Source organism: Micromonospora sp. BL4 (assembly GCF_003667505.1).
Lineage (GTDB): Bacteria > Actinomycetota > Actinomycetes > Mycobacteriales > Micromonosporaceae > Micromonospora.
In genome coordinates, this window is record NZ_RCVJ01000181.1 from 49176 (window position 1) to 70367 (window position 21192).

At 71.2% G+C, this 21192-nt stretch carries 17 protein-coding genes and 1 pseudogene; 13 read left to right on the forward strand and 5 right to left on the reverse strand.

Annotation, left to right across the window (positions count from 1 at the left end):
• Positions 1 to 28: 28 nt before the first annotated feature.
• Positions 29 to 388 (reverse strand): YraN family protein, encoded by a 360-nt coding sequence (locus EAD89_RS24510; protein WP_121677376.1) that lies wholly within the window; start codon positions 386 to 388, stop codon positions 29 to 31.
• A gap of 258 nt (positions 389 to 646) precedes the next feature.
• Between EAD89_RS24510 and EAD89_RS24515 the strand changes: the two are divergent.
• The 5 genes and pseudogenes from EAD89_RS24515 to frr all read left to right on the forward strand — a co-directional run bounded on the left by EAD89_RS24515 (position 647) and on the right by frr (position 5487).
• Positions 647 to 1775: pseudogene (locus EAD89_RS24515) on the forward strand (hypothetical protein).
• 272 nt (positions 1776 to 2047) lie between these two features.
• Positions 2048 to 2950 carry a 30S ribosomal protein S2 gene (gene rpsB, locus EAD89_RS24520; protein WP_121677349.1) on the forward strand — a complete coding sequence of 301 codons (903 nt, stop codon included), beginning with the start codon at positions 2048 to 2050 and terminating at the stop codon, positions 2948 to 2950.
• Positions 2951 to 3084: 134 nt separating this feature from the next.
• Complete coding sequence (tsf, locus tag EAD89_RS24525) at positions 3085 to 3912, forward strand: translation elongation factor Ts (RefSeq protein WP_121677350.1); 828 nt, start codon at positions 3085 to 3087, stop codon at positions 3910 to 3912.
• Positions 3913 to 4073: 161 nt separating this feature from the next.
• Entirely contained in the window at positions 4074 to 4841 is a 768-nt protein-coding gene (gene pyrH / locus EAD89_RS24530) for a UMP kinase (RefSeq protein WP_121655236.1), read from the forward strand.
• A gap of 88 nt (positions 4842 to 4929) precedes the next feature.
• Entirely contained in the window at positions 4930 to 5487 is a 558-nt protein-coding gene (gene frr / locus EAD89_RS24535) for a ribosome recycling factor (protein WP_121677351.1), read from the forward strand.
• Between the two features lie 73 nt (positions 5488 to 5560).
• Here frr and EAD89_RS24540 read toward each other — a convergent pair whose 3' ends face one another.
• A complete protein-coding gene (locus tag EAD89_RS24540) occupies positions 5561 to 6004 on the reverse strand; it encodes a hypothetical protein (RefSeq protein ID WP_121677352.1) in 444 nt (147 codons plus the stop codon).
• Positions 6005 to 6390: 386 nt separating this feature from the next.
• On the opposite strand from EAD89_RS24540, the gene EAD89_RS24545 reads away from it, so the two are divergent.
• From EAD89_RS24545 to EAD89_RS24555, 3 genes are all read left to right on the forward strand, one after another.
• Positions 6391 to 7809 carry a phosphatidate cytidylyltransferase gene (locus tag EAD89_RS24545; RefSeq protein ID WP_199733614.1) on the forward strand — a complete coding sequence of 473 codons (1419 nt, stop codon included), beginning with the start codon at positions 6391 to 6393 and terminating at the stop codon, positions 7807 to 7809.
• A 104-nt stretch (positions 7810 to 7913) separates the two neighbouring features.
• Positions 7914 to 9071 (forward strand): 23S rRNA (adenine(2503)-C(2))-methyltransferase RlmN, encoded by a 1158-nt coding sequence (gene rlmN / locus EAD89_RS24550; protein WP_121655232.1) that lies wholly within the window; start codon positions 7914 to 7916, stop codon positions 9069 to 9071.
• Between the two features lie 31 nt (positions 9072 to 9102).
• Positions 9103 to 10269, forward strand: coding sequence for a DivIVA domain-containing protein (locus tag EAD89_RS24555; RefSeq protein WP_121655231.1), 1167 nt, complete (start codon positions 9103 to 9105; stop codon positions 10267 to 10269).
• Between the two features lie 85 nt (positions 10270 to 10354).
• On the opposite strand, the gene EAD89_RS24560 is transcribed toward EAD89_RS24555, so the two are convergent.
• Positions 10355 to 10576, reverse strand: a complete 222-nt coding sequence (locus tag EAD89_RS24560) for a DUF2631 domain-containing protein (protein ID WP_121655230.1) — start codon at positions 10574 to 10576, stop codon at positions 10355 to 10357.
• Between the two features lie 197 nt (positions 10577 to 10773).
• Between EAD89_RS24560 and EAD89_RS24565 the strand changes: the two genes are divergently transcribed.
• Positions 10774 to 12354 carry a Rieske 2Fe-2S domain-containing protein gene (locus tag EAD89_RS24565; RefSeq protein ID WP_121677353.1) on the forward strand — a complete coding sequence of 527 codons (1581 nt, stop codon included), beginning with the start codon at positions 10774 to 10776 and terminating at the stop codon, positions 12352 to 12354.
• Between the two features lie 97 nt (positions 12355 to 12451).
• Positions 12452 to 13096 carry a TMEM175 family protein gene (locus EAD89_RS24570; RefSeq protein ID WP_121655257.1) on the forward strand — a complete coding sequence of 215 codons (645 nt, stop codon included), beginning with the start codon at positions 12452 to 12454 and terminating at the stop codon, positions 13094 to 13096.
• Here the strand turns inward: EAD89_RS24570 and EAD89_RS24575 are convergent.
• Together EAD89_RS24575 and EAD89_RS24580 are read right to left on the reverse strand one after the other, a co-directional pair.
• Entirely contained in the window at positions 13085 to 14680 is a 1596-nt protein-coding gene (locus tag EAD89_RS24575; protein WP_121677354.1) for an NAD(P)/FAD-dependent oxidoreductase, read from the reverse strand. The genes EAD89_RS24570 and EAD89_RS24575 overlap by 12 nt on opposite strands.
• 67 nt (positions 14681 to 14747) lie before the next feature.
• Positions 14748 to 15578 (reverse strand): YhjD/YihY/BrkB family envelope integrity protein, encoded by an 831-nt coding sequence (locus EAD89_RS24580; protein WP_121677355.1) that lies wholly within the window; start codon positions 15576 to 15578, stop codon positions 14748 to 14750.
• 51 nt (positions 15579 to 15629) lie between these two features.
• On the opposite strand from EAD89_RS24580, the gene EAD89_RS24585 reads away from it, so the two are divergent.
• The 3 genes from EAD89_RS24585 (at position 15630) to EAD89_RS24595 (ending at position 21121) form a co-directional block, all read left to right on the forward strand.
• Positions 15630 to 16181: a GNAT family N-acetyltransferase gene (locus EAD89_RS24585; protein WP_121677356.1), complete on the forward strand. Its 552-nt coding sequence runs from the start codon at positions 15630 to 15632 to the stop codon at positions 16179 to 16181.
• 391 nt (positions 16182 to 16572) lie between these two features.
• Positions 16573 to 20265 (forward strand): CARDB domain-containing protein, encoded by a 3693-nt coding sequence (locus EAD89_RS24590; protein WP_121677357.1) that lies wholly within the window; start codon positions 16573 to 16575, stop codon positions 20263 to 20265.
• 409 nt (positions 20266 to 20674) lie between these two features.
• A complete protein-coding gene (locus EAD89_RS24595) occupies positions 20675 to 21121 on the forward strand; it encodes a hypothetical protein (protein WP_121677358.1) in 447 nt (148 codons plus the stop codon).
• The last annotated feature ends 71 nt before the right edge of the window (positions 21122 to 21192 follow it).

Sequence of the window (21192 nt, forward strand, 5' to 3'; positions counted from 1 at the left end):
CGCTCCCCGACCTTCCGGAGCGCGCATCTCAGAACACGCCCTTGAGGTGGTCGACCTGCGCCGGGCCCGCGTCGGGCAACCGCACCGAGAGCACGTCGAACCGCACCTCCTCGGCGGTCGTCCCGGTCTCGGCCAGCCAACGCGCGGCGAGCCCGCGCAGTCGCCGTGCCTTGGCGGGCACGACCGCCTCGGCCGGGGTGCCGAAGCTGTCGCCCCGGCGCGTCTTCACCTCGCAGAAGGCGAGCACGGGCCCGTCCCAGGCGATGATGTCGATCTCCCCGTCCGGGCAGCGCCAGTTTCGGGCGACCGGTCGCAGCCCCGCCCCGATCAGGTGTCGGGTCGCGCAGCGCTCGCCGTACGCGCCGACCGCCTGGTTCCGCTTCGTCATGGCCGGCACGGTGCCCGCCGGGGCCCGACCGCCGCGATCCCGACGTCGGCCACCTGTGGACAACCGCTGTCCTGTGGACGACCAACCGATCAACCCCGCCCTGTGCTACGGCTCCGTTGCCGGCCTCGCGGAGGAATGGGCGGTGAAAACCGCGATACCTCGGAGGCATATTTATGACTCTGAGGTATCGCGCTCACCGTGGTGGGTGCCGTCGATCGTGCAGCGTGCGTCCCCGATGAGGCGAGGCGCCGGGCTGAAATGGCGCGGCGGCGGTCCGTCGCATACGGTGCCGGACGTGGACGGACGACGGAGCTTTCCGGAAGATCAGGAGTCGCGCTGGTACCCCGACGAGCGGGGTCGCGGCTACGGCGAGTCGGAGTGGCGTGGCGCGGGCGAACCGCGGTACCGGGACGACGAGGTCCGGGTTCCCGATCAGCGCGACGCGGACGAGGGCCGCTACGGCGAGGGCACCGGTCGCTTCGGCACTCCGGAATCCGACTCCGGCCGTTTCGGTGCGGTGAGCGCCCAGCCTGGTGGCTTCGGCACTCCGGAATCCGACTCCGGCCGTTTCGGTGCGGTGAGCGCCCAGCCTGGTGGCTTCGGTACGGCCGAGGCTGATTCCGGACGCTTCGGGGCGGTCGACCCGTTGGGTGACGCCCGGCCGGAGGCCGACGGTTACCGGGCTGCCCGCTCGCGGCGGGCGGAGGACCGCGACCCCTCGGAGGTCTCCGGTGAGCTGCCCGGTCGCCGGGCCGCGCGGGAGACGGCGCCGACGGGTTCTCCGCTGACCGCCGGCCGGGAGTCGATGCCGCTGACGGCCGCCCGGGAGTCGATGCCGCTGACCGCTGCCCGGGAGTCGATGCCGCTCACCGGCGCCCGCGAGGCGGCGCTCGCCGGTGACGCCGGTGTGTTCGCCGACCCGGCCCGTCCCGCCCCGCTCGGCGGGTACCCGATCGTTGAACCCGGTCGCGGTGGCGACCAGCCGCACCCGCTGGAGATGCCGACCGGGCCGATGCCGCCGGTCGGCCCCCGGGGTGGTGAGCTGGCCGCGGGGGAGCCGCCGGCGTACCCGCCAGCGGCCGATGGCGTCTACCGCACCCGCCGCCCGGCGCTGGCGGTGCTCTTCGCCCTGCTGGTGCTGATCTTCGAGATCCCGGCGCTGCGGGTGCTGCTCGACGGGGTGACCAGCGATCCGCTGGCCGCCGGGAACGTGGTGGTGGGCATCTTCCTGGTCGCCGGGCTGCCGATCTTCGCAACGGGGCTGTACGGGCTACGAACCGGCGGGCTGGCGCTCTCCGACGGCGGTCGGGGTTGGCTGCGGCCCCCGACGGCCTATCTGACCGTCGGCCTGGTGCTCTTCGTCGCCGCCGCGCTCGCCGCCGGTTGAGCGGGAGTTCGGAGCGGCCGCTCGCCACTGGCTGAGCCGCCGGGCGGGGGCGGCGCGCACCCGGCAGCCTGTCGGGCGGACAGGGGCGTACACTGGCCAACTGGCGACCGCCTCGTGCGGTCGACCTCGCGCGCCCTCTCCACGAATCGTCGTGGGGCGACGGCCTCCCTGGTCCCGATCTTGGTCGGGAACACCATGGCCGGCGACCAGGCGCCAGGACGCCCGGCCACCGGCCGGGCGTGACAACCAGGGATCTTGAGGAGTACCCCACCATGGCCGTCGTGACCATGCGCCAGCTGCTGGAGAGCGGTGTCCACTTCGGGCACCAGACCCGGCGCTGGAACCCGAAGATGAAGCGCTTCATCATGACCGAGCGCAACGGCATCTACATCATTGACCTGCGCCAGACCCTCGACTACATCGAGAAGGCGTACGAGTTCGTGCGTGGGACCGTCGCCGAGGGTGGCAGCATCCTCTTCGTCGGCACCAAGAAGCAGGCTCAGGAGGCGATCTCCGAGCAGGCGACCCGCGTGGGCCAGCCGTACGTCAACCACCGCTGGCTCGGTGGCATGCTGACGAACTTCCAGACGGTGTACAAGCGCCTTCAGCGGATGAAGGAGCTGGAGGCCCTGGGTGACCTGAGCGGCACCGCCGCCGGGTACACCAAGAAGGAGACGCTGCAGCTCTCCCGCGAGAAGATCAAGCTGACCCGCACGCTGGGCGGTCTGCGGGACATGCAGAAGCTGCCGGCCGCGGTCTGGATCGTCGACACCAAGAAGGAGCACATCGCCGTCGACGAGGCCCGCAAGCTGGGCATCCCGGTGATCGCGGTGCTGGACACCAACTGCGACCCGGACGAGGTCGACTTCCCGATCCCGGGCAACGACGACGCGATCCGTTCGGCCGAGCTGCTGACCAAGGTCGTCGCCGCCGCCGTCGCGGACGGTCTCATCGCGCGTTCCGGCCGTCGCCGGGGCGGGGACGAGAAGCCCGAGGGTGTCGCGAGCGACGAGCCGCTGGCCGAGTGGGAGCGCGAGCTGCTGGAGCCGAAGAAGGCCGACGAGTCGGCCACCCCGGCCGAGCAGCCGGCCGCTGCCGCTGCCGAGCAGCCCGCCGCCGCCGAGCAGCCGGCGCAGGCCGCCACCGAGCAGCCGGCGGCCGCCACCGCGGAGTGACCGCACCGTCGCTGCCTCGCCGTCCGTTTTCGCGGACGGCGGGCAGCGGCGGTACGCCGGGCACGATCCGCCCGGATCCGGGTAACCGGCACCTCTGACCATCCACACGCCGTCTCAACACCGAAGAGAGAGCCATGTCCCAAATCACCGCCGCGGACGTCAAGAAGCTCCGCGACCTCACCGGCGCCGGCATGATGGACAGCAAGAAGGCGCTGACCGAGGCCGAGGGCGACTTCGACAAGGCCGTCGAGATTCTGCGCGTCAAGGGCGCCAAGGACGTCGGCAAGCGGGCCGGTCGTACGGCCGCCAACGGCCTGGTCGCCCACTCCGGCAAGGCGCTGCTCGAGCTCAACTGCGAGACCGACTTCGTCGCCAAGACCGAGTCGTTCATCGCGCTGGCCCAGCAGCTCGTCGAGCACGGTGAGCGCTCCGGCGTGAACACCGCCGAGGAGCTGCTCGCCACCGAGCTGAACGGCAAGAGCGTCGCCGACCTGATCCAGGAGCAGTCCGCCAAGATCGGCGAGAAGCTGGTCCTCAACCGGTTCGCCAAGGTCGAGGGCACCACCGCGGTCTACCTGCACCGCAAGGCCCAGGACCTGCCGCCGGCCGTCGGTGTGCTGGTGTCGTACACCGGCAAGAGCGACGAGGCGGGCGACGCCGACGCTCGTGGTGTCGCCATGCAGATCGCCGCGATGCGGCCGAAGTACCTCACCCGGGACGAGGTTCCGGCCGAGGTCGTCGAGTCCGAGCGGCGCATCGCCGAGCAGACCGCCCGCGAGGAGAACAAGCCCGAGGCGGCCCTGCCGAAGATCGTCGAGGGTCGGGTGAACGCCTTCTTCAAGGACTACGTCCTGGTCGAGCAGGCGTCGGTGGCCGACAACAAGAAGTCGGTGAAGCAGATGCTGGCCGAGGCCGGCATCGAGGTCACCCGCTTCGTGCGGTTCGAGGTCGGCCAGGCCTGAGCCGCCGCCGGGCGCCGCGGGCGCCCGTGGGCAGGAGACGTCGACGAGGAGGCCGCCGGTGTACGTGACAGGCACCGCGGCCTCCTCGTCACATAGGGTCGGCAGCGGCAGGTTCGCGGTACGCGCCGCACGGGGCGTGCGCGTGGGGAAGGGCGGGGCGGATGACGCAGGTTGTGAGTGACCGGACGCTGGCGGTGGAGGATCCGACGGCGCCGCCGCCCGGACGCGCCCGTCGGGTGGTGCTGAAGCTCTCCGGTGAGGTGTTCGGTGGCGGCGCGATCGGCGTCGACCCGGACGTCGTCCAGGCCATCGCCCGGCAGATCGCCACCGTGGTCCGCCGCGGCGTGCAGGTCTCCGTGGTGGTCGGCGGCGGCAACTTCTTCCGCGGCGCGGAGCTGCAGAAGCGCGGGATGGACCGGGCCCGCGCCGACTACATGGGCATGCTGGGCACCGTGATGAACTGCCTCGCCCTGCAGGACTTCCTGGAGAAGGAAGGCATCGAGACCCGGGTGCAGAGCGCCATCACCATGGCGCAGGTGGCCGAGCCGTACATTCCGCTGCGGGCGATCCGGCACCTGGAGAAGGGCCGCGTGGTCATCTTCGGCGCCGGCGCGGGGATGCCGTATTTCTCCACCGACACGGTGGCCGCCCAGCGGGCGCTGGAGATCCGGGCCGACGTGGTGCTGATGAGCAAGAACGGCGTGGACGGCGTCTACACCGCCGACCCCCGGATCGACCCCACCGCCAGCAAGCTCGACTCGATCACCTTCTCTGAGGTGCTGCGCCGCAATCTGCGGGTGGCCGACGCGGCGGCGTTCAGCCTCTGCATGGAGAACGGCCTGCCGATGCTGGTCTTCGGCGCGCAGGGTGACGACACCATCATCCGCGCGGTGGGTGGCGACAAGATCGGCACCCTGATCACCGCTTGAGCCCCGCTCCGCCCGCGGCGACGGCAGCGGCGGTCCCGGCGACTTTCAGCAGAGCCCACGACGAGCATAGAAGGAGGCGAGGAGACCGGTGATCGACGACACCCTCCTCGAGGCCGAGGAAAAGATGGAGCGTGCGGTCGAGCACGCCAAGGAGGAGTTCGGGGCCATCCGCACCGGTCGCGCGACCCCCGCCATGTTCTCCAAGATCATCATCGACTACTACGGAACCCCCACGCCGCTGACCCAGATGGCGTCCGTCGCGATCCCCGAGCCGCGGATGGCGATCATCAAGCCGTACGACAACTCGCAGATCAATGCGATGGAGAAGGCGATCCGCGACTCGGACCTCGGGGTGAACCCGAACAACGAGGGCAACCAGCTGCGCATCCTGCTCCCGCAGATGACCGAGGAGCGCCGCCGCGACATGATCAAGGTGGCCCGGCACAAGGGCGAGGAGGCCAAGGTGGCGATCCGCAACGTCCGCCGCCGTGGCAAGGAGGAGCTGGACCGGATCGTCAAGGACGGCGAGGCCGGCGAGGACGACGGTCGCCGCGCCGAGAAGGAGCTGGACGACCTGACCCAGCGCTACGTGGCCAGCATCGACGACCTGGTCAAGCACAAGGAGACCGAGCTGCTCGAGGTGTGATCCTCTGGCCGCTCGGCGGCTGCTCTGCCGCGAGGCCCGCCCCGGACGCCGGGGGCGGGCCTCGCGTCGTACGTCAGCAGGGGATCCAGACGGTCCTGGTGCGCTCGGCCAGCTGCTCCCCGGTGTACCAGTCGCGCAGCGCGAACCGAACGGTGGCCTTGCCCGGGTGCAGTACCGGATCTCTCCGGGCGAAGGCCATCCCGAGCTCGACCGTGCCGCCGTCGCACTGGATTTCGCCGGCGCCCCGTCCCGAGGTGGCCCAGAGGGTCGGCAGGCCGTCCTGCACCAGCGAGGCCGACATGAGGTGCGGGCCGGCCGGGCAGTTGCGGGCGGTGGCCTCGACCCCGGTCGCCGGGTACGCCTCGCCGGGCTCGGCGCCCGGCGGCTCGAACAGGTACAGCTCGCTGGCGTGGCGATCGATGGTGATCCTGGTGCCGGTCGTGGTGGCGGCGGCCGGTGACCCCGCTACCAGAACCATGGCGGCCGCCGTCAGCGCCGCCAGACTGACCTTGTACATGTGTGTGCCCTTCCCCCGTCGGACGCGCAGGCTTCGGGCCGGCGCCGCACCAGCGGACCACACGGGGTGTGCTCGACTCAGTACCTGATCGTGCAGGCCGCCAGTCGGATCGATGGCTGCGGATCCCACCTGAGGTGTCGTACCGGATGGCCGTGTGCCACCGCCACGTGGGGCAGGCGACCAGGGCGATCCTCGTCGCCGTGCCTCGTCCGCCGTGCCGATCCGGCGGGTGCAGTAGGCTCGGCAGGATTCCCGGCCACCGGGTGGTGAACCCCGGGAATCGACCGACCGTCGGGGCGGTCGACCAGAGGAACGAAGTCGCGCCTGTAGGGGATGCTTGTGGTCTTGCGTCATGTGGTGGTTCTCGTGCCGCGTCGCGGTGCGTGATGACCCACCCCGACCCCTACAGTGGCGAGCCCCGCGGCTGGGACCGGCCGGAGCGGCCGGTGGCCCTGCCCTGGCCCGATCAGGAGCTCGAAGCGGGCCAGTGGAACGCTCGCCCGGCCGCCGGCCCTGAGCTGTACGCCGAGCCCCGCACCCGCCCGTACGCCGACCCGTACCCGCCGGAACCGTACGACGAGCCCGGCCGGCCGGTCCGCCCGGACGACCGGGACCGTTTCGACGACCGGGACCGTTTCGACGACCGGGACCGGCGCGACCGCTTCGACGACCGGGACCGGTACGAGGACGACCGGAACCAGCCCGACCGGTACGACGACCGGGGCCGTGCCGGCCGGTACGCGGACCGCCCGCCCGCCGGCGGCGACGCCCCGGGTCGGTACGACGGCCCGGAGCGCTTCGACGACCGCGGTGGTCCGGTCAACTACGACGACGATTCCGGGTATCCGACCGCGCAGCTCGCGCCCGTTCGGGCCGACCTCGCGCCGGACCAGGACGCGGTGACCGCGTCGGAGCCACCGTCCGGCCGGCGGCCGAAGGGCCGACGCCGGGCCAGTGCGGACCGACCGGCCACCCAGCAGGTGGGCACCGGGCGGGCCGGCCGCAACCTGCCGGCGGCCATCGGGGTCGGGCTCGGTCTCGGCGCGCTGATCGTGGTGCCGCTGGTCTTCTACCCGTTGGCGTTCCTGCCGGTGATCGCCGCCGCCATCGCCGTCGGCATCTGGGAGATGGCCCGGGCGGTCCGGCGCAGCGGCGCCCACCCGCCGCTGGTGCCGTTGGTCGCCGGTGGCGTGCTGACCGTGGGCCTGGCCTGGTTCGCCGGCCCGGACGCGCTCAGCCTGGGCCTGCTGGTCACCGTCCTGGGCACCATGATCTGGCGGCTGGGCGACGGTCCGGCCGGCTTCCAGCGGGACCTGACCGCGGCCACCCTGATCGCCGTCTACGTGCCGTTCCTCGGCGGGTTCGCGGCGCTGCTGGCGGCGGCTCCCGACGACGGTCCGCTGCGCATCCTGGCCACGTTGATCGCGGTGGTCCTGTCCGACACCGGTGGGTACGCGGCCGGCGTGTCCTTCGGTCGGCACCCGATGGCGCCGTCGGTGAGCCCGAAGAAGTCCTGGGAGGGCTTCGCGGGTTCGGTCAGCGCGGCGGCGCTGGGCAGCGCCCTGCTGCTCTGGCTGATGTTCGACCTGGCCCCCTGGTGGGGTGCGCTGTTCGGGTTGGCGGTCTCCTGCGCGGCGGTCCTCGGTGACCTGGCCGAGTCGATGATCAAGCGCGATCTCGGCGTCAAGGACATGAGCAACCTGCTGCCGGGCCACGGCGGCCTGATGGACCGGTTGGACTCGATCCTGTTCGCGGTGCCGACGGCGTACCTGCTGTTGGCGGTCTTCGTGCCGGTGGTGAACTGAGGCATGGATCACGGCGTCCCGGTCATCCCGACCCGGCGGTCGGGGCCGGTTCGACACCTCCGGACGGGTACCTGCCGCCGACGGCGTGACACACTGGACCAGCCATGACGAGCCTGCCGTTGATCCCCGCCACCCCGGACGCCCCCGCCGCACGCCGGGCCTCCATGCCACCGCAGCACCTCGCTGACCTCGACCTGGCCGGCCGCCAGGCCCTGGTCGCCGGGTTGGGCGAGCCGGCGTTCCGTGCCAAGCAGATCTCCACCCACTACTTCGGGCGGCTGGTCCGCGACCCGCAGGCGATGACCGACCTGCCGGCGGCGACCCGGGACCGGCTGGCCGACCAGCTGCTGCCCACGCTGCTCACCCCGGTGCGCGAGCTGGCCTGCGACGACGGCGCGACGCGCAAGGCGCTCTGGCGGCTGCACGACGGCGCGCTGGTGGAGAGCGTGCTGATGGGCTACCCGGACCGGGTCACCGTCTGCATCTCCAGCCAGGCGGGTTGCGGCATGGCCTGCCCGTTCTGTGCTACCGGCCAGGCCGGGCTGACCCGCAACCTGTCCACCGCCGAGATCGTCGACCAGGCGGTGTACCTGGCCGGGGTGGCGGCCTCGGGTGCCGTCGCCGGCTCTCCGCCGCGGCTGTCGCACGTCGTCTTCATGGGCATGGGCGAGCCACTGGCCAACTACTCTCGGGTGATCGCGGCGATCCGCCGCCTGGTCAGCCCGGCTCCGGAGGGGCTCGGCCTGTCGCAGCGGCACATCACCGTTTCCACGGTCGGCCTGGTTCCGGCCATCCGCCGACTGGCCAGCGAAGACCTCTCAGTGACCCTTGCGTTGTCGTTGCACGCGCCCGATGATGATCTGCGCGACGAACTCGTGCCGGTAAACCAGCGCTGGAAGGTAGCCGAGGTGCTGGACGCAGCGTGGGACTACGCCGCCCGGACGGGCCGTCGCGTGTCGATCGAGTACGCGATGATCAAGGACGTGAACGACCAGCCGTGGCGAGCTGACCTGCTCGGGCGGCTGCTGGCCGGCAAGTTGGCCCACGTGAACCTCATCCCGCTCAATCCGACGCCGGGCAGCCGCTGGGACGCGAGCCCGAAGCCGGTTGAGCGGGAGTTCGTCCGGCGGTTGCGCGACGCCGGGGTGTCCACCACCGTTCGGGACACCCGAGGTCGCGAAATCGACGGCGCGTGTGGCCAGCTCGCCGCCGCCGAGGACAACGACACCAACACCGACCGCGCCGGAGAGGCACCGGCGTGACCGGGCGTGGCGAACGAGACCAGGAGACATAGTGGCGAGTCAGGGTCAGCGTTTCCGGCGCAAGGCGCTCCGCCGGGGATACAAGGTCGACGAGGTGGATGCCTTCCTCGACCGGGTCGAGGCGACGCTCGACGGCCGGCAGGTCGGCGCGCCGGTGGCCTCCCAGGAGGTCCACGACGTCGTCTTCCGGGTCCGGTTCAACGGCTACGACGAGTGGCAGGTCGACCTGCACCTGGACCGGGTCGAGCGGCAGCTGGCCGAGCTTGAGGAGCGCGGCGCAGCCGGGCGCGGCGGCGACCCCCGGATGGGTCCGCCGGACCGGATGGGCCCGCCGATGCGCGACGACCGCGGCATGGTTCCGCAGCCGATGCCGCCCCGGCCGATGCCGGCGCAGGCCGGCCCGCCCGACCGCTACGGCCGGTACGACGAGCCGACCGGCGCGTTCGCCGGTGGGTACGACGCCCCTCGGGGCGGTTACGACGCGCCGCGTGGCCCGGGCGGCCCGCCCGGTCCGGGCCCGATGGGTCCCGGCGGGCCGATGGGCGGGCACGGCGTCCCGCCGCGTGGCCTGCCGGCCGGTCCCGGTGGCTACGGCCAGGACGACCAGCGGATGCCCGGTGGCTACGGCCCCGACGACCAGCGTGCGCCCGGCGGGTACGGGCAGGACGACCAGCGTGCGCCCGGTGGCTACGGCCCCGACGACCAGCGCGCGCCCGGTGGCTACCCGCCGGAGGAGCCGCGTTTCGACGGTTTCGAGGCCGGTCGGCACGGTCGTGCCGACATGACCGCTGAGATCCGGATGCCCGAGCGGGACCTGCGGGACATGCGCCGTGGCCCGGCCGGTCCGCCCCCGATGCCGCAGCAGGGCATGGGTGGTCCGCCGATGGCCGGTCCGCCCGCCGTGGCCGGCCCGCCGATGGGTGGTCCGCCGATGGCCGGCCCTCCCGGCAGCGACCTGTACCGCGTCGACCAGATCCGGCGTCGCTTCCAGGTGCGCCGGTTCGGCAGCGGGTACGACCCGGACCAGGTCGACCGCTTCTTCGACACCCTGCTGGGCGGCATGCAGGGCCGCAACCCGATGCCGGTCAACCCGAAGGACCTGGACACGCTCCGGTTCGGTCTGGTGCCCGGGGGCTACTTCGAGGCCGAGGTCGACGCCGCGCTCAAGGACGTGCAGGACATTCTCTTCGGGCGCTGACCCGACGCGTACGGACGAGGGCCCGTCCCCGGGTGGGGGCGGGCCCTCGGCGTCGTCGGCCGGTCGTCCGGCGGCGGGCGCTCGATCAGGAGCGCAGACCGTTGCGGCGCAGCACGGCGTCGCCGATCACGATGACCAGCAGCAGCACGGCCAGGCCGACCAGCCAGATGTCCTCGACCCTGCCCTCGTGGTTGCCGCAGATCATCGCCAGCAGCGCCAGCGCGGTGAGGACCGCGCCGATCCGTCCGGACTTACGGTGCCCGGGCTTGCGCTGATCTGGCGACGTTACCGGCTCGCTTCCTGCCACTGTCGGTCCTTCCCTCGCGATCGGATCTCCGGTTAGTCTGGCACGCCTCCTGCCCGGTGCAGCGCGGTGGGGGTTTCCCGGGCAACGGGCCCGCCCATCCGGGCCGGACGGCACTACGGGCGTCGCGAGGCGGCGGTCAGACTCCCTCCGGTAGCGTTTGGCGTACACCTGATTGTCTGTTTGAGGGGGACTGTGCGGTGCGAGTGACCGGAACCGGGCACGCCAGCATGCGGATCGACACGGCCGCGGGCAGCATCCTGTGCGACCCGTGGGTCAACCCGGCCTACTTCGCGTCCTGGTTTCCATTTCCGGACAATTCCCTGCTCGACTGGGAGACTTTGGGTCAGGTCGACTACCTGTACGTCTCCCACCTGCACCGGGACCACTTCGACGTGAAGCACCTGCGGGACTTCATCTCCAAGGACGCCACGGTCCTGCTCCCGGAGTTTCCCACCTCCGAGATGGAGGACGAGCTGCGGGCGCTGGGCTTCACGAAGTTCCTGAAGGCGCCCAACGAGCAGGTCGTGGAGCTGCCCGGCGGCTTGAAGATCATGATCCAGGCGTTGACCAGCCCCACCGACGGCCCGATCGGCGATTCCTCGCTCTGGGTGGAGTACGACGGGGTGCGGCTGCTGAACCAGAACGACGCCCGCCCGACCGATCTCAGCGTCTTCGCCGAGCTGGGGCACGTGCACGCGCACCTGCTCCAGTTCTCCGGCGCGATCTGGTATCCGATGGTCTACGAGTTGCCGCAGGCGGCGAAGACCGCGTTCGGCAAGCAGAAGCGCGACCGGCAGTTCGACCGGACGTGGCGCTACATCGACGACCTGACGGCGTCGCACGTCTTCCCGATCGCCGGCCCGCCGTGCTTCCTGGACGACGCGCTGTGGCAGTTCAACGACATCCACGGCGACGAGGGCAACATCTTCCCCGACCAGTCCGTCTTCATGGCGGAGTACGCCAAGGTCGGCGGGACCAACGGGATCGTGCTGCTGCCGGGCAGCGTCGCCGAGGTCACCACCGAGGGCGCGACCACCACCCACCCGGTGCCGGTCGACGAGTTCTTCGCGAACAAGGTCGCCCACCTGGAGGAGATGCGGGAGCGCAAGCGGCCCGTCATCGAGGCGGAGAAGGCGTCCTGGCGGCACCCCGAGGTGGATGTGCTCGCCCAGATGAAGAGCCGGATCGAGCCGCTGCTCGACGAGTCGATCTACCTGGCCAAGGGCGTCGGCGGGCCGGTCCGCTTCGACCTGGTGGGCTACGACGGTGAGAGCGTCGAGTCGATCGTGGTGGACTTCCCGGGCAAGGAGGTCCGGCCGTACGCCGACGAGAAGGTCCGCTACCGGTTCCGTACCGAGCGGTCGCTGATCGAGCACCTGCTCTTCATCGACGAGGTGGACTGGGTCAACTCGCTCTTCCTCTCCTGCCGGTTCTCGGCGGCGCGGATCGGCCAGTACAACGAGTTCGTCTACGCGTTCTTCAAGTGCCTCTCCGAGGAGCGGCTCCAGTACGCCGAGGGCTGGTACGACGAGCACGAGCGAACCACCGACGCCGAGGACATCACCCTGGGCGACTGGGTGGTGCAGCGGCGCTGCCCGCACCTGAAGGCGGACCTGACCCGCTTCGGCATCGTCGAGGGTGACCAGCTCACCTGCCAGCTGCACGGTTGGCGGTTCGACCTGCCCAGTGGCCGCTGCCTGACGAGCGTCGGGCACAAGGTCCGCGCCCACCGCGTGGACGCGGAGACCCCGGCGCCGGCGGGCGAGGCGCTGAGCTGATTCCGCCCCCCGCCGCCCCTGGGGGGTCGATTCTGGTGGTGTGGCGGCGGGGGCGGACGCGCAGGAGACCGAGTACCGGTACGGGCGCGGCCGGGAGATGGCTCGGGACGCCGCCCGGGTGGAGACGTTCAGCGACGGGGTCTTCGCCGTCGTGCTGACGGTGATGGCCGTCGAGCTGCTCCAGACCGGTCCGGCCCGGGAGAGCGGGCGGGAGCTTCCGGACGCCCTCGCCCACGCCTGGCCGTCCTACCTGGCGTACGTGATCACCTTCGCGATCGCCGGACAGGTCTGGATCGCCCACCACAACCTGTGGCGGTACGTGGTCCGGGTCGACCAGTTGCTGCTGGTCTTCAACCTGCTCGTGCTGCTGTTCATCGCCACGATCCCGTTCACCGCCGACCTGCTGTCGGACAACCTGCGCGGTGGTGCGACCGAGCAGCGGCTGACCGCCGCCCTCTACGTCGGGACCGTGCTGGGTGAGGCGCTCTTCGTCAATCTGAGCTGGTGGTGGGCCCGCCGACGCGGGCTGCTCCGCCCCGACCTGGATCCCCGGCTGGTCCGGGCGGTCGCACGGCGGATCCTGCTCAAGCCCCTGCTCTACCTGATCGCCTTCGCCATCGTCTTCGTCGACCCCATCCTCAGCCTCTGCGCGTACCTCCTGCTGGTCGCCTTCTACCTGATCGGGGGTCCCGGTGACCTGCGGCCGTCCGCCGGCTCGTCCCGGCGCGGGTCAGCGGCCTAGGTCGGTGAGGATGCGGCGGGCGGCGTTGTGGCCGGCGGCGCCGATCACGCTGCCGGCCGGGTGGCAGCCGGCGCTGCCGGCGTACACGCCGTCGATCCCGGTGGCGTACGGCATCCGGTCGGCGAACGAGACGGTGTTGTCGACGTGGTGGATGTGCCCGCCGGTGATGCCGAAGTGGGCCTCGATGCCCGGTGGGGGCAGCGGCACCGCGTCGGCGATCAGGTCGGCGGTGCCCGGGGCGTACCGCTCGACGATCCCGATCAGCCGGTCGACGTAGCCGGGCAGGGCCTCGTCCCAGGTGGTGCCGGTCAGCTCGTAGGGGACCGACTGCACGAACAGCGCCGACGAGTGGTGCCCCGCGGCGTCGGAGAGCGACGGGTCGACGGTGGTGTGCAGGTACCACTCGATGGTCGGCTCCGCCGGCAGCCGTCCGGCCTGCACGTCCGCCCACATGGCGCGCAGTGCGGCCATCGGCGAGGTGGCGTCGCCGCCGACCAGCGACGCCGAGCCGGGCAGCAGGTGGATGGTCGAGCCGAACGGGCTCGGCGTGCCGGGTGGCAGGCAGGAGAAGTGCGGCAGCCCGGTCAGCGCCAGATTGAGCTTGAGGGTGGTGCCGGGGCGGCGGACCGCCGCCATCCGCTCACCGAGCGACGCCGGCAGCGCCCCGTCGGGCAACAGGTCTATCAACCGGTACGGGTCACACGCGCCGAGCACCACCCGGGCGGCGACCTGCCGCCCGTCGGCGAGCACGACACCGCTCGCCGCGCCGCCGTCCAGGGCCACCGCGGTTACCGAGGTACCCGTCAGGATGGTCGCGCCGGCGGCGCGGGCGGCGTCGGCGAAGGTGCGCGACACGGTGCCCATGCCGCCCTCGGCGATCATCCAGGTGCCACCCGAACCGGGAAGCCTGCACATGTTGTGCACGAGAAAGTTGTGACCGGTTCCCGGGTCGTCCGGGCCGGCGTTCAGCCCGGAGAGCCCGTCGGTGACCGCGTACATGCTGACCAGCAGCTCGGAGCGGAACTCGAACCGGGCCAGGTAGTCCGCGACCGAGCCCTGCACCAGGTCGACGAAGACCTGCCGCAGCGCCGGACGGACGTGTCGGTCGGCGGTCTCCTGTGCCGTGAGCGGCTCGGCGAGCCAGGCCGGGGCGAGATCCTCGCGCAGCGCGGCCAGCTCGGCCTGCATGGCGTCGTCGGCGGCCACGTCGGCGGGGGAGAAGAACTCGGCGAGCTGGGCCCGGGTCGCCGCCGTGTCACTGCCGAAGAGCAGGTACGGCGAGCCGAGGCCGCCCGGCGTGGGCAGGAAGTAGTGCGGGTCGCGGCGCAGCACCGGGATCCGCACGTCGAGGGTGGTGAGCAGTTCCGGCGGCATCAGCCCGAGCAGGTACGAGCCGGTGGAGTGGCGCAGCCCCGGCACCTTCGGGAACGGGTTCTCGGTGCGGGTCGCGCCGCCGATCACGTCGGCGGCCTCCAGCACCAGGACGTCCAGGCCGGCGCGGGCCAGCAGGATGGCGGAGACCAGACCGTTGTGCCCCGCACCGACGATCACGACGTCGGCGCGGCCGGGAAGTTCGCTGCTCATGCCGCGGCAGCCTAGCCGGAGCCGTCCGCCAGGTCAGCCCCTTCGCCCGGTCCCGCGAACCCCCTGGTCAACTCTGCCGTCGGGCGCGCCAGCCGGACAGGGCCAGGGTCGCCGAGTAGCCGGCCAGGACGATCACGTGGAACAGGTAGAGCCAGAGGAGGACGGCGACGCCCGCGCCGATCTCGTCAAAGCCGCCGAACGGCACGCCCAGGTCCAGCGGGAGGGAGGCGAAGAGCACGAAGCCGTGCAGAAAGCCGGACAGGTTCGCCGCGGTGAACGACCCCATCCCGAGCGTGGAGAGCCAGTCCGGCGACGCCGGCCCGACCACCCGGAACACCCACATCAGCACCGGTGTGAGCACCAGCCAGACCGCGAGGAACGACAGCACCACGCCCAGCGCGCCGATCCAACCGCCCTGCCGGACCAGGCCGGTGGTGAGCGGCAGCGCCAGCAGGATCGACAGCAGCAGCGCGGGGGCCGGCGCGAGCAGCGGCAGCAGCAGCAGCCGGCCCCGCCAGCCGATCAGCTGCTCGTCGGTGCGGGGCGCGGCCACCGAGACGAACGCCCTGCGCAGACCCTCCCCGTACAGCGACGCGGGCAGCAGCGAGGCCAGCGCCAGCAGTGGGGTCAACTCCGTCCCGGCGTCGACCAGCGCGGCCACCGCGCGGGGCGTGCCGATCGCGGTGGGCAGCGCCTCCACGGCGTACGAGGTGAGCCGGCGTACCCGGTCGGCCCCGGCAACCAGCGACGTCAGCCAGATGGCCAGCAGGGCGACCGGCACCACGGCGATCGCCCCGTAGAACGTGATCGCGGCGGCGTGCAGTGACAGGTCCCGTCCGCGCACGGGGCGGAACGCGGCGTTGATGATCCGCTTTGTCCGCTGCCATCCGCTGCCCACCGCGATCTCTTTCCCCGTCGTCCGGCCCGCCACTCATTAAGATCGCCGGCCATGACCGTTCTCACCACCGAACGCCTGATCCTGCGTGACTGGACCGCGAGCCCGACCGATCTGGCCCGGATCTACGACATCTACTCCCGTCCCGAGATCACCCGTTGGCTCGCCGTGTCGCCCGGGTTGCCGATGACCGAGCCGGGGCAGGCCGCCGAGCGGCTGCGAATCTGGCAGGACCGGCACGCCGACGACAATGGCCGCTACGGCACCTGGGCGATCGAGGTGCGGGACACCGGGCTGGTGGCCGGCACGGTGCTGCTGAAGCCCATACCGGGGCTGGACGAGACCCGACTCACCGAGAACATCGAGATGGGCTGGCACCTGCATCCGGACTCGTGGGGCCACGGCTACGCCACCGAGGCGGCCCGCGCGGTCATGACGCGCGAGTTCGCCACCGGTACGCCGGAGATCTACGCGCTGGTCTCGCCGGGCAACGATCCGTCCATGGCGGTCTGCCGGCGACTGGGCATGGCCCACGTGGGCCTGCGCACCGACTGGTACGGCGGCGAGGAACTGGAGACCTTCGTCCTGCGCGCCCCGACCAGCTGACCTCCCGCCTCGCTGAGGCGAGGCAAGGGCCCCTGTCGACACCTGGCGTCGACAGGGGCCCTTCCATGTCCGCCGGATACCGGCAGATGGGTGGCCGTCAATAGTCACGGCGGTCGAAGTGTTGACGCCCTCGTAGCACGTCAGTAACATCTGGTCAACGTCACGCAAAATCTCGACAAAGGCGTGCTTGATTCTTTGCACGACGTCGCAAGTTCTGGCGGACCGCCTTTTTTGGCGGTACTTCTCCCCTTCTTGCCGCCACCACCTCGCCTCTCTGGCATCTCCCACCCCACGCCGGCCGGCGCGCCCCCACGCGTCGGCTGACGATGCGCCGAGTCACGCCCACGCCGTGGTCTCCCCGCGGCACCGTCCCCCGAACGACAGGACAGTGATGAGACGAACGAATCTGTTCAAGATGGTGGCGGCGACAGCCGCGGCCACGGTGATCGCCACCGTCGGGTCGGTGGCCGTCGCGAATCCGGCAGGCGCCGCCCGCCCAGCCGACACGACGGCCGCGACGAGCACCGCCTTCGCCCCGGCAGCCACCAACCTCGCCCAGGGTCGACCGACCCAGGAGAGCGGCCACGCCGACGTCTACGACTCGTCGAAGGTCGTCGACGGCAACGCGGGCAGCTACTGGGAGAGCGTCAACAATTCCTTCCCCCAGTGGGTGCAGGTCGATCTGGGCTCGTCGCAGGCCGTCAACCAGGTCGTGCTGAAGCTGCCGACCGCCGGGTGGGCGACCCGCACGCAGACCCTGAGCGTGCAGGGCAGCGCCAACGGTTCGTCGCTCACCAACCTGGTCGCGTCGCAGACCTACACCTTCAACCCGGCGAGCGGCAGCACGGTCACGATCAATTTCAACCAGACCTCCACCCGATACGTGCGGATCACCATCACGGGCAACAGCGGCTGGCCGGCCGGGCAACTGTCGGAGCTGGAGGTGTACGGCTCCGGCGGTGGCGGCACGGACACGACCGCACCGAGCGTGCCGGGCAACCTCTCGTACACCCAGTCGAGCACCACGATCACCCTCACCTGGGGCGCCTCCACCGACTCCGGTGGCAGCGGCCTGGCCGGCTACAACGTCTATCGCGGCGGCAGCCTGATCGCGACGCTGGGCACCGTCCTCACGTACCAGGACACCCAGCCGGCGACCGCGACCGTCTCCTACTACGTCCGCGCCCGTGACGGCGCGGGCAACCTGTCCGGCAACAGCAACACCGTCACCCGGACCGGTACCAATCCGCCGGCCTGCACCAACGTGGCGCAGGGCAAGGCCATGACCGCGAGCGGCTCCACCTTCACCTTCACCCCCGAGAAGGCGAACGACGGGCAGCTCGGCACGTACTGGGAGGGCGCGGCGGGCTACCCGCAGACCCTGACCGTGGCGCTGGGCGCCAACCACTCCGTCTCGGCCGTCACCGTCAAGCTGAACCCGGACCCGGCCTGGGGCACCCGTACGCAGACCATCCAGGTCCTCGGCCGCGACCAGGCGTCGTCCGCGTACACCAACCTCGTGTCGGCGGCGAGCTACCAGTTCGTCCAGGGCAACAACGTGGTGCGCATCCCGGTCACCGCGACCACCGCCGACGTGCAGCTGCGGTTCACGGCAAACAGCGGAGCGCTGTCGGGTCAGGTGGCCGAGCTTGAGGTGTGCGGCACGCCCGCACCCAACCCCGACCTGGTCATCAGCTCGACGACCTGGTCGCCCGCGTCACCGAGCGAGGTCAGCCCGGTCACCCTCGCGGCCGTGGTGCAGAACATCGGGTCCGCCGCCGCCGGAGCGACCACGGTGAACTTCAGCCTGGCCGGCGCGGTCGTCGGCAGCGCCACGGTGGGCGCGCTCGCCGCCGGCGCCTCGACGACGGTCTCGTTCAACGCCGGCACCCGGCCGATGGGCAGCTACAGCGTCTCGGCCGTGGTCGACCCGACGAACACGATCGTCGAGCAGAACAACGGCAACAACAGCTACACCGCGCCCTCGCCGCTGGTGGTCGCGCAGGCCCCGGGGCCGGACCTCCAGGTCCTCAGCATCGCCTCCAACCCGCCGAACCCGGCCGTCGGGGCGTCCGTCACGTTCACCGTGGCGGTCCGCAACCGTGGCACCACCGCGACCGGCGCGACCACGGTCACCCGGCTGGTGGTGGGCGGCACCACGCTCAACACCAACACCGCCTCGGTCGCCGCCGGCGCGACGGTCACCGTGGCCGTCAGCGGAAGCTGGACCGCCACCAGCGGCGGCGCCACCATCACCGCCACCGTCGACGCCACCAACGCGGTCGCCGAGACCAACGAGACCAACAACGCCTTCAGCCAGTCGATCGTGGTCGGGCGTGGGGCGGCGGTCCCGTACGTCTCCTACGAGGCCGAGGCGGCCCAGTACCAGGGCACCCTGCTGGAGGCCGACCCGCTGCGCACCTTCGGCCACACCAACTTCGCCAGCGAGTCCTCGGGCCGCAAGTCGGTACGGCTGAACAGCACCGGGCAGTTCGTCCAGTTCACCTCGACCAACCCGGCCAACGCCATCGTGGTGCGCAACTCCATTCCGGACGCGCCCGGTGGTGGCGGCATCGAGGCGACGATCAGCCTCTACATCAACGACGTCTTCTCCCGGAAGCTGACGCTCTCGTCGCGGCACAGCTGGCTCTACGGCAACACCGACGGGCCGGAGGCGTTGACCAACACGCCGCAGGCCGACGCCCGACGGCTGTTCGACGAGTCGAACGCGCTGCTGCCGCAGTCGTACCCGGCCGGCACCCGGTTCAAGTTGCAGCGCGACGCCGGCGACTCGGCCTCGTTCTACGTCATCGACATGATCGACCTGGAGCAGGTGGCGCCGGCGGCGAGCCAGCCGGCCGGCTGCACCTCGATCACGTCGTACGGCGCGGTCCCGAACGACGGGCTGGACGACACCGCCGCCATCCAGCGGGCGGTCACCGACGACCAGAACGGCGTCATCAGCTGCGTGTGGATCCCGGCCGGGCAGTGGCGGCAGGAGCAGAAGATCCTGACCGACGACCCGCTGAACCGGGGTACGCACAACCAGGTCGGCATCAGCAACGTCACGATCCGGGGCGCCGGAATGTGGCACTCGCAGCTCTACACGCTGACCGAGCCGCAGAACGTGGTGGGTGGCATCAACCACCCGCACGAGGGCAACTTCGGGTTCGACATCGACAAGAACACCCAGATCTCCGACATCGCCATCTTCGGCTCGGGCCGGATCCGTGGTGGTGACGGCAACGCCGAGGGTGGGGTGGGTCTGAACGGCCGATTCGGGACGGGCACCAGGATCAGCAACGTCTGGATCGAGCACGCCAACGTGGGTGTCTGGGTGGGTCGCGACTACGACAACATCCCCGACCTCTGGGGCCCGGCGGACGGGCTGGAGTTCAGCGGCATGCGGATCCGCAACACCTACGCCGACGGCATCAACTTCAGCAACGGCACGCGAAACTCGCGGGTGTTCAACTCGTCGTTCCGCACCACCGGCGACGACGCGCTCGCCATCTGGGCCAACCCGTACGTCAAGGACCGCACCGTCGACATCGCCCACGACAACCACTTCGTCAACAACACCATCCAGCTGCCCTGGCGTGCGAACGGCGTCGCCATCTACGGCGGCTACGGCAACTCGATCGAGAACAACCTGATCTACGACACCGCGAACTACCCGGGCATCATGCTGGCGACCGACCACGACCCGCTGCCCTTCTCCGGGACGACGCTGATCGCCAACAACGGGCTCTACCGCACCGGTGGCGCCTTCTGGAACGAGGACCAGGAGTTCGGTGCCATCACCCTCTTCCCCGCCACCAGAGACATCGTCGGGGTCACGATCCGGGACACCGACATCTACGACTCCACCTACGACGGCATCCAGTTCAAGAACGGCGGCGGCAACATGCCGAACGTCGCGATCACCAACGTGCGGATCGACAAATCCAACAACGGAGCCGGCATCCTCGCGATGAGCGGTGCCCGCGGCAACGCCACGTTGACCAACGTGACCATCACCAACTCGGCGGACGGCAACATCGTCATCCAGCCGGGGTCGCAGTTCGTTCTCAACGGCGGCTAGTCCCGAGCGAGGGCCGCTCCGGCGGCCCTCGCTCGTCCGGCCGATGCAGTGATCGACACGGTTTCGGCGATGTCGGGGTGCCCGGGTACGGGGGACACCCCGACATCGCCGATCTGGAGTCGATCATCGGGGATGTGCTCGCGGGTGCTCGCCCGGTACGTCGCCGTCGGCGCATCGCGGCGAGAGCGGTCGGACATCGGACAGTGGTCGCCCGTCGGCGTCGCCCAGGCTCGGCGGCCACGACCGCCGCAGGGCCGATGACCTGCGTCGACAGGCCGCGGGCCGGGCGTCAGTGGGGACGCCCCGACGCGCCACGGTGTGCGGAACCGCTGCCGACCCGTGCCATCGTGGACATCGAAAATCGGCGCCGGCTCAGGTTGGGCCGGGCAGCGACAGGTCGGAGGTCGGCATGGATGACGAAACCACCTCGGGCCGGCTGCGCGCCGTGCTGCGTTGGCTCGGGGCGGCCGCCGCGATCGCCGGCATCGTGGGCGTGGTGTTCCAGGTGATCGAGTGGGCCGGTTCCCGTGACACGCCCTCGGCGCAGGCCAGCGCCGACGCCAGCCCGACCCCGGCGGCTCCGCCCTCCGCGAGGGCCAGCGGCGACGAACAGTTCGTGCAGGTCGGGCAGTGTGTGCGCAACGTCGGCGAGGCGGCCACGGTGGTGTACGAGATCACCCCGTGCGGATCCGGGACGTGGCGGGTCCTGGCTCGCATCGAGCAGTCCGTCGCCGACGAGGCGCAGGCCGACGCGCTGTGCGAGGCCCAGGCGCCCGGCTTCGCCGACTACCACTACTCGAACTGGGCCAAGCGCTCCGGCTACCTTGACGTCGTCTTCTGCGTCAGCCCCGCCTGACCGCCGTCGGAACCGCGCAGGTGGCCGGCGCGGGCTGAGGCTCCCAGCGGGCGTCCAGCGACCGTGGGGAA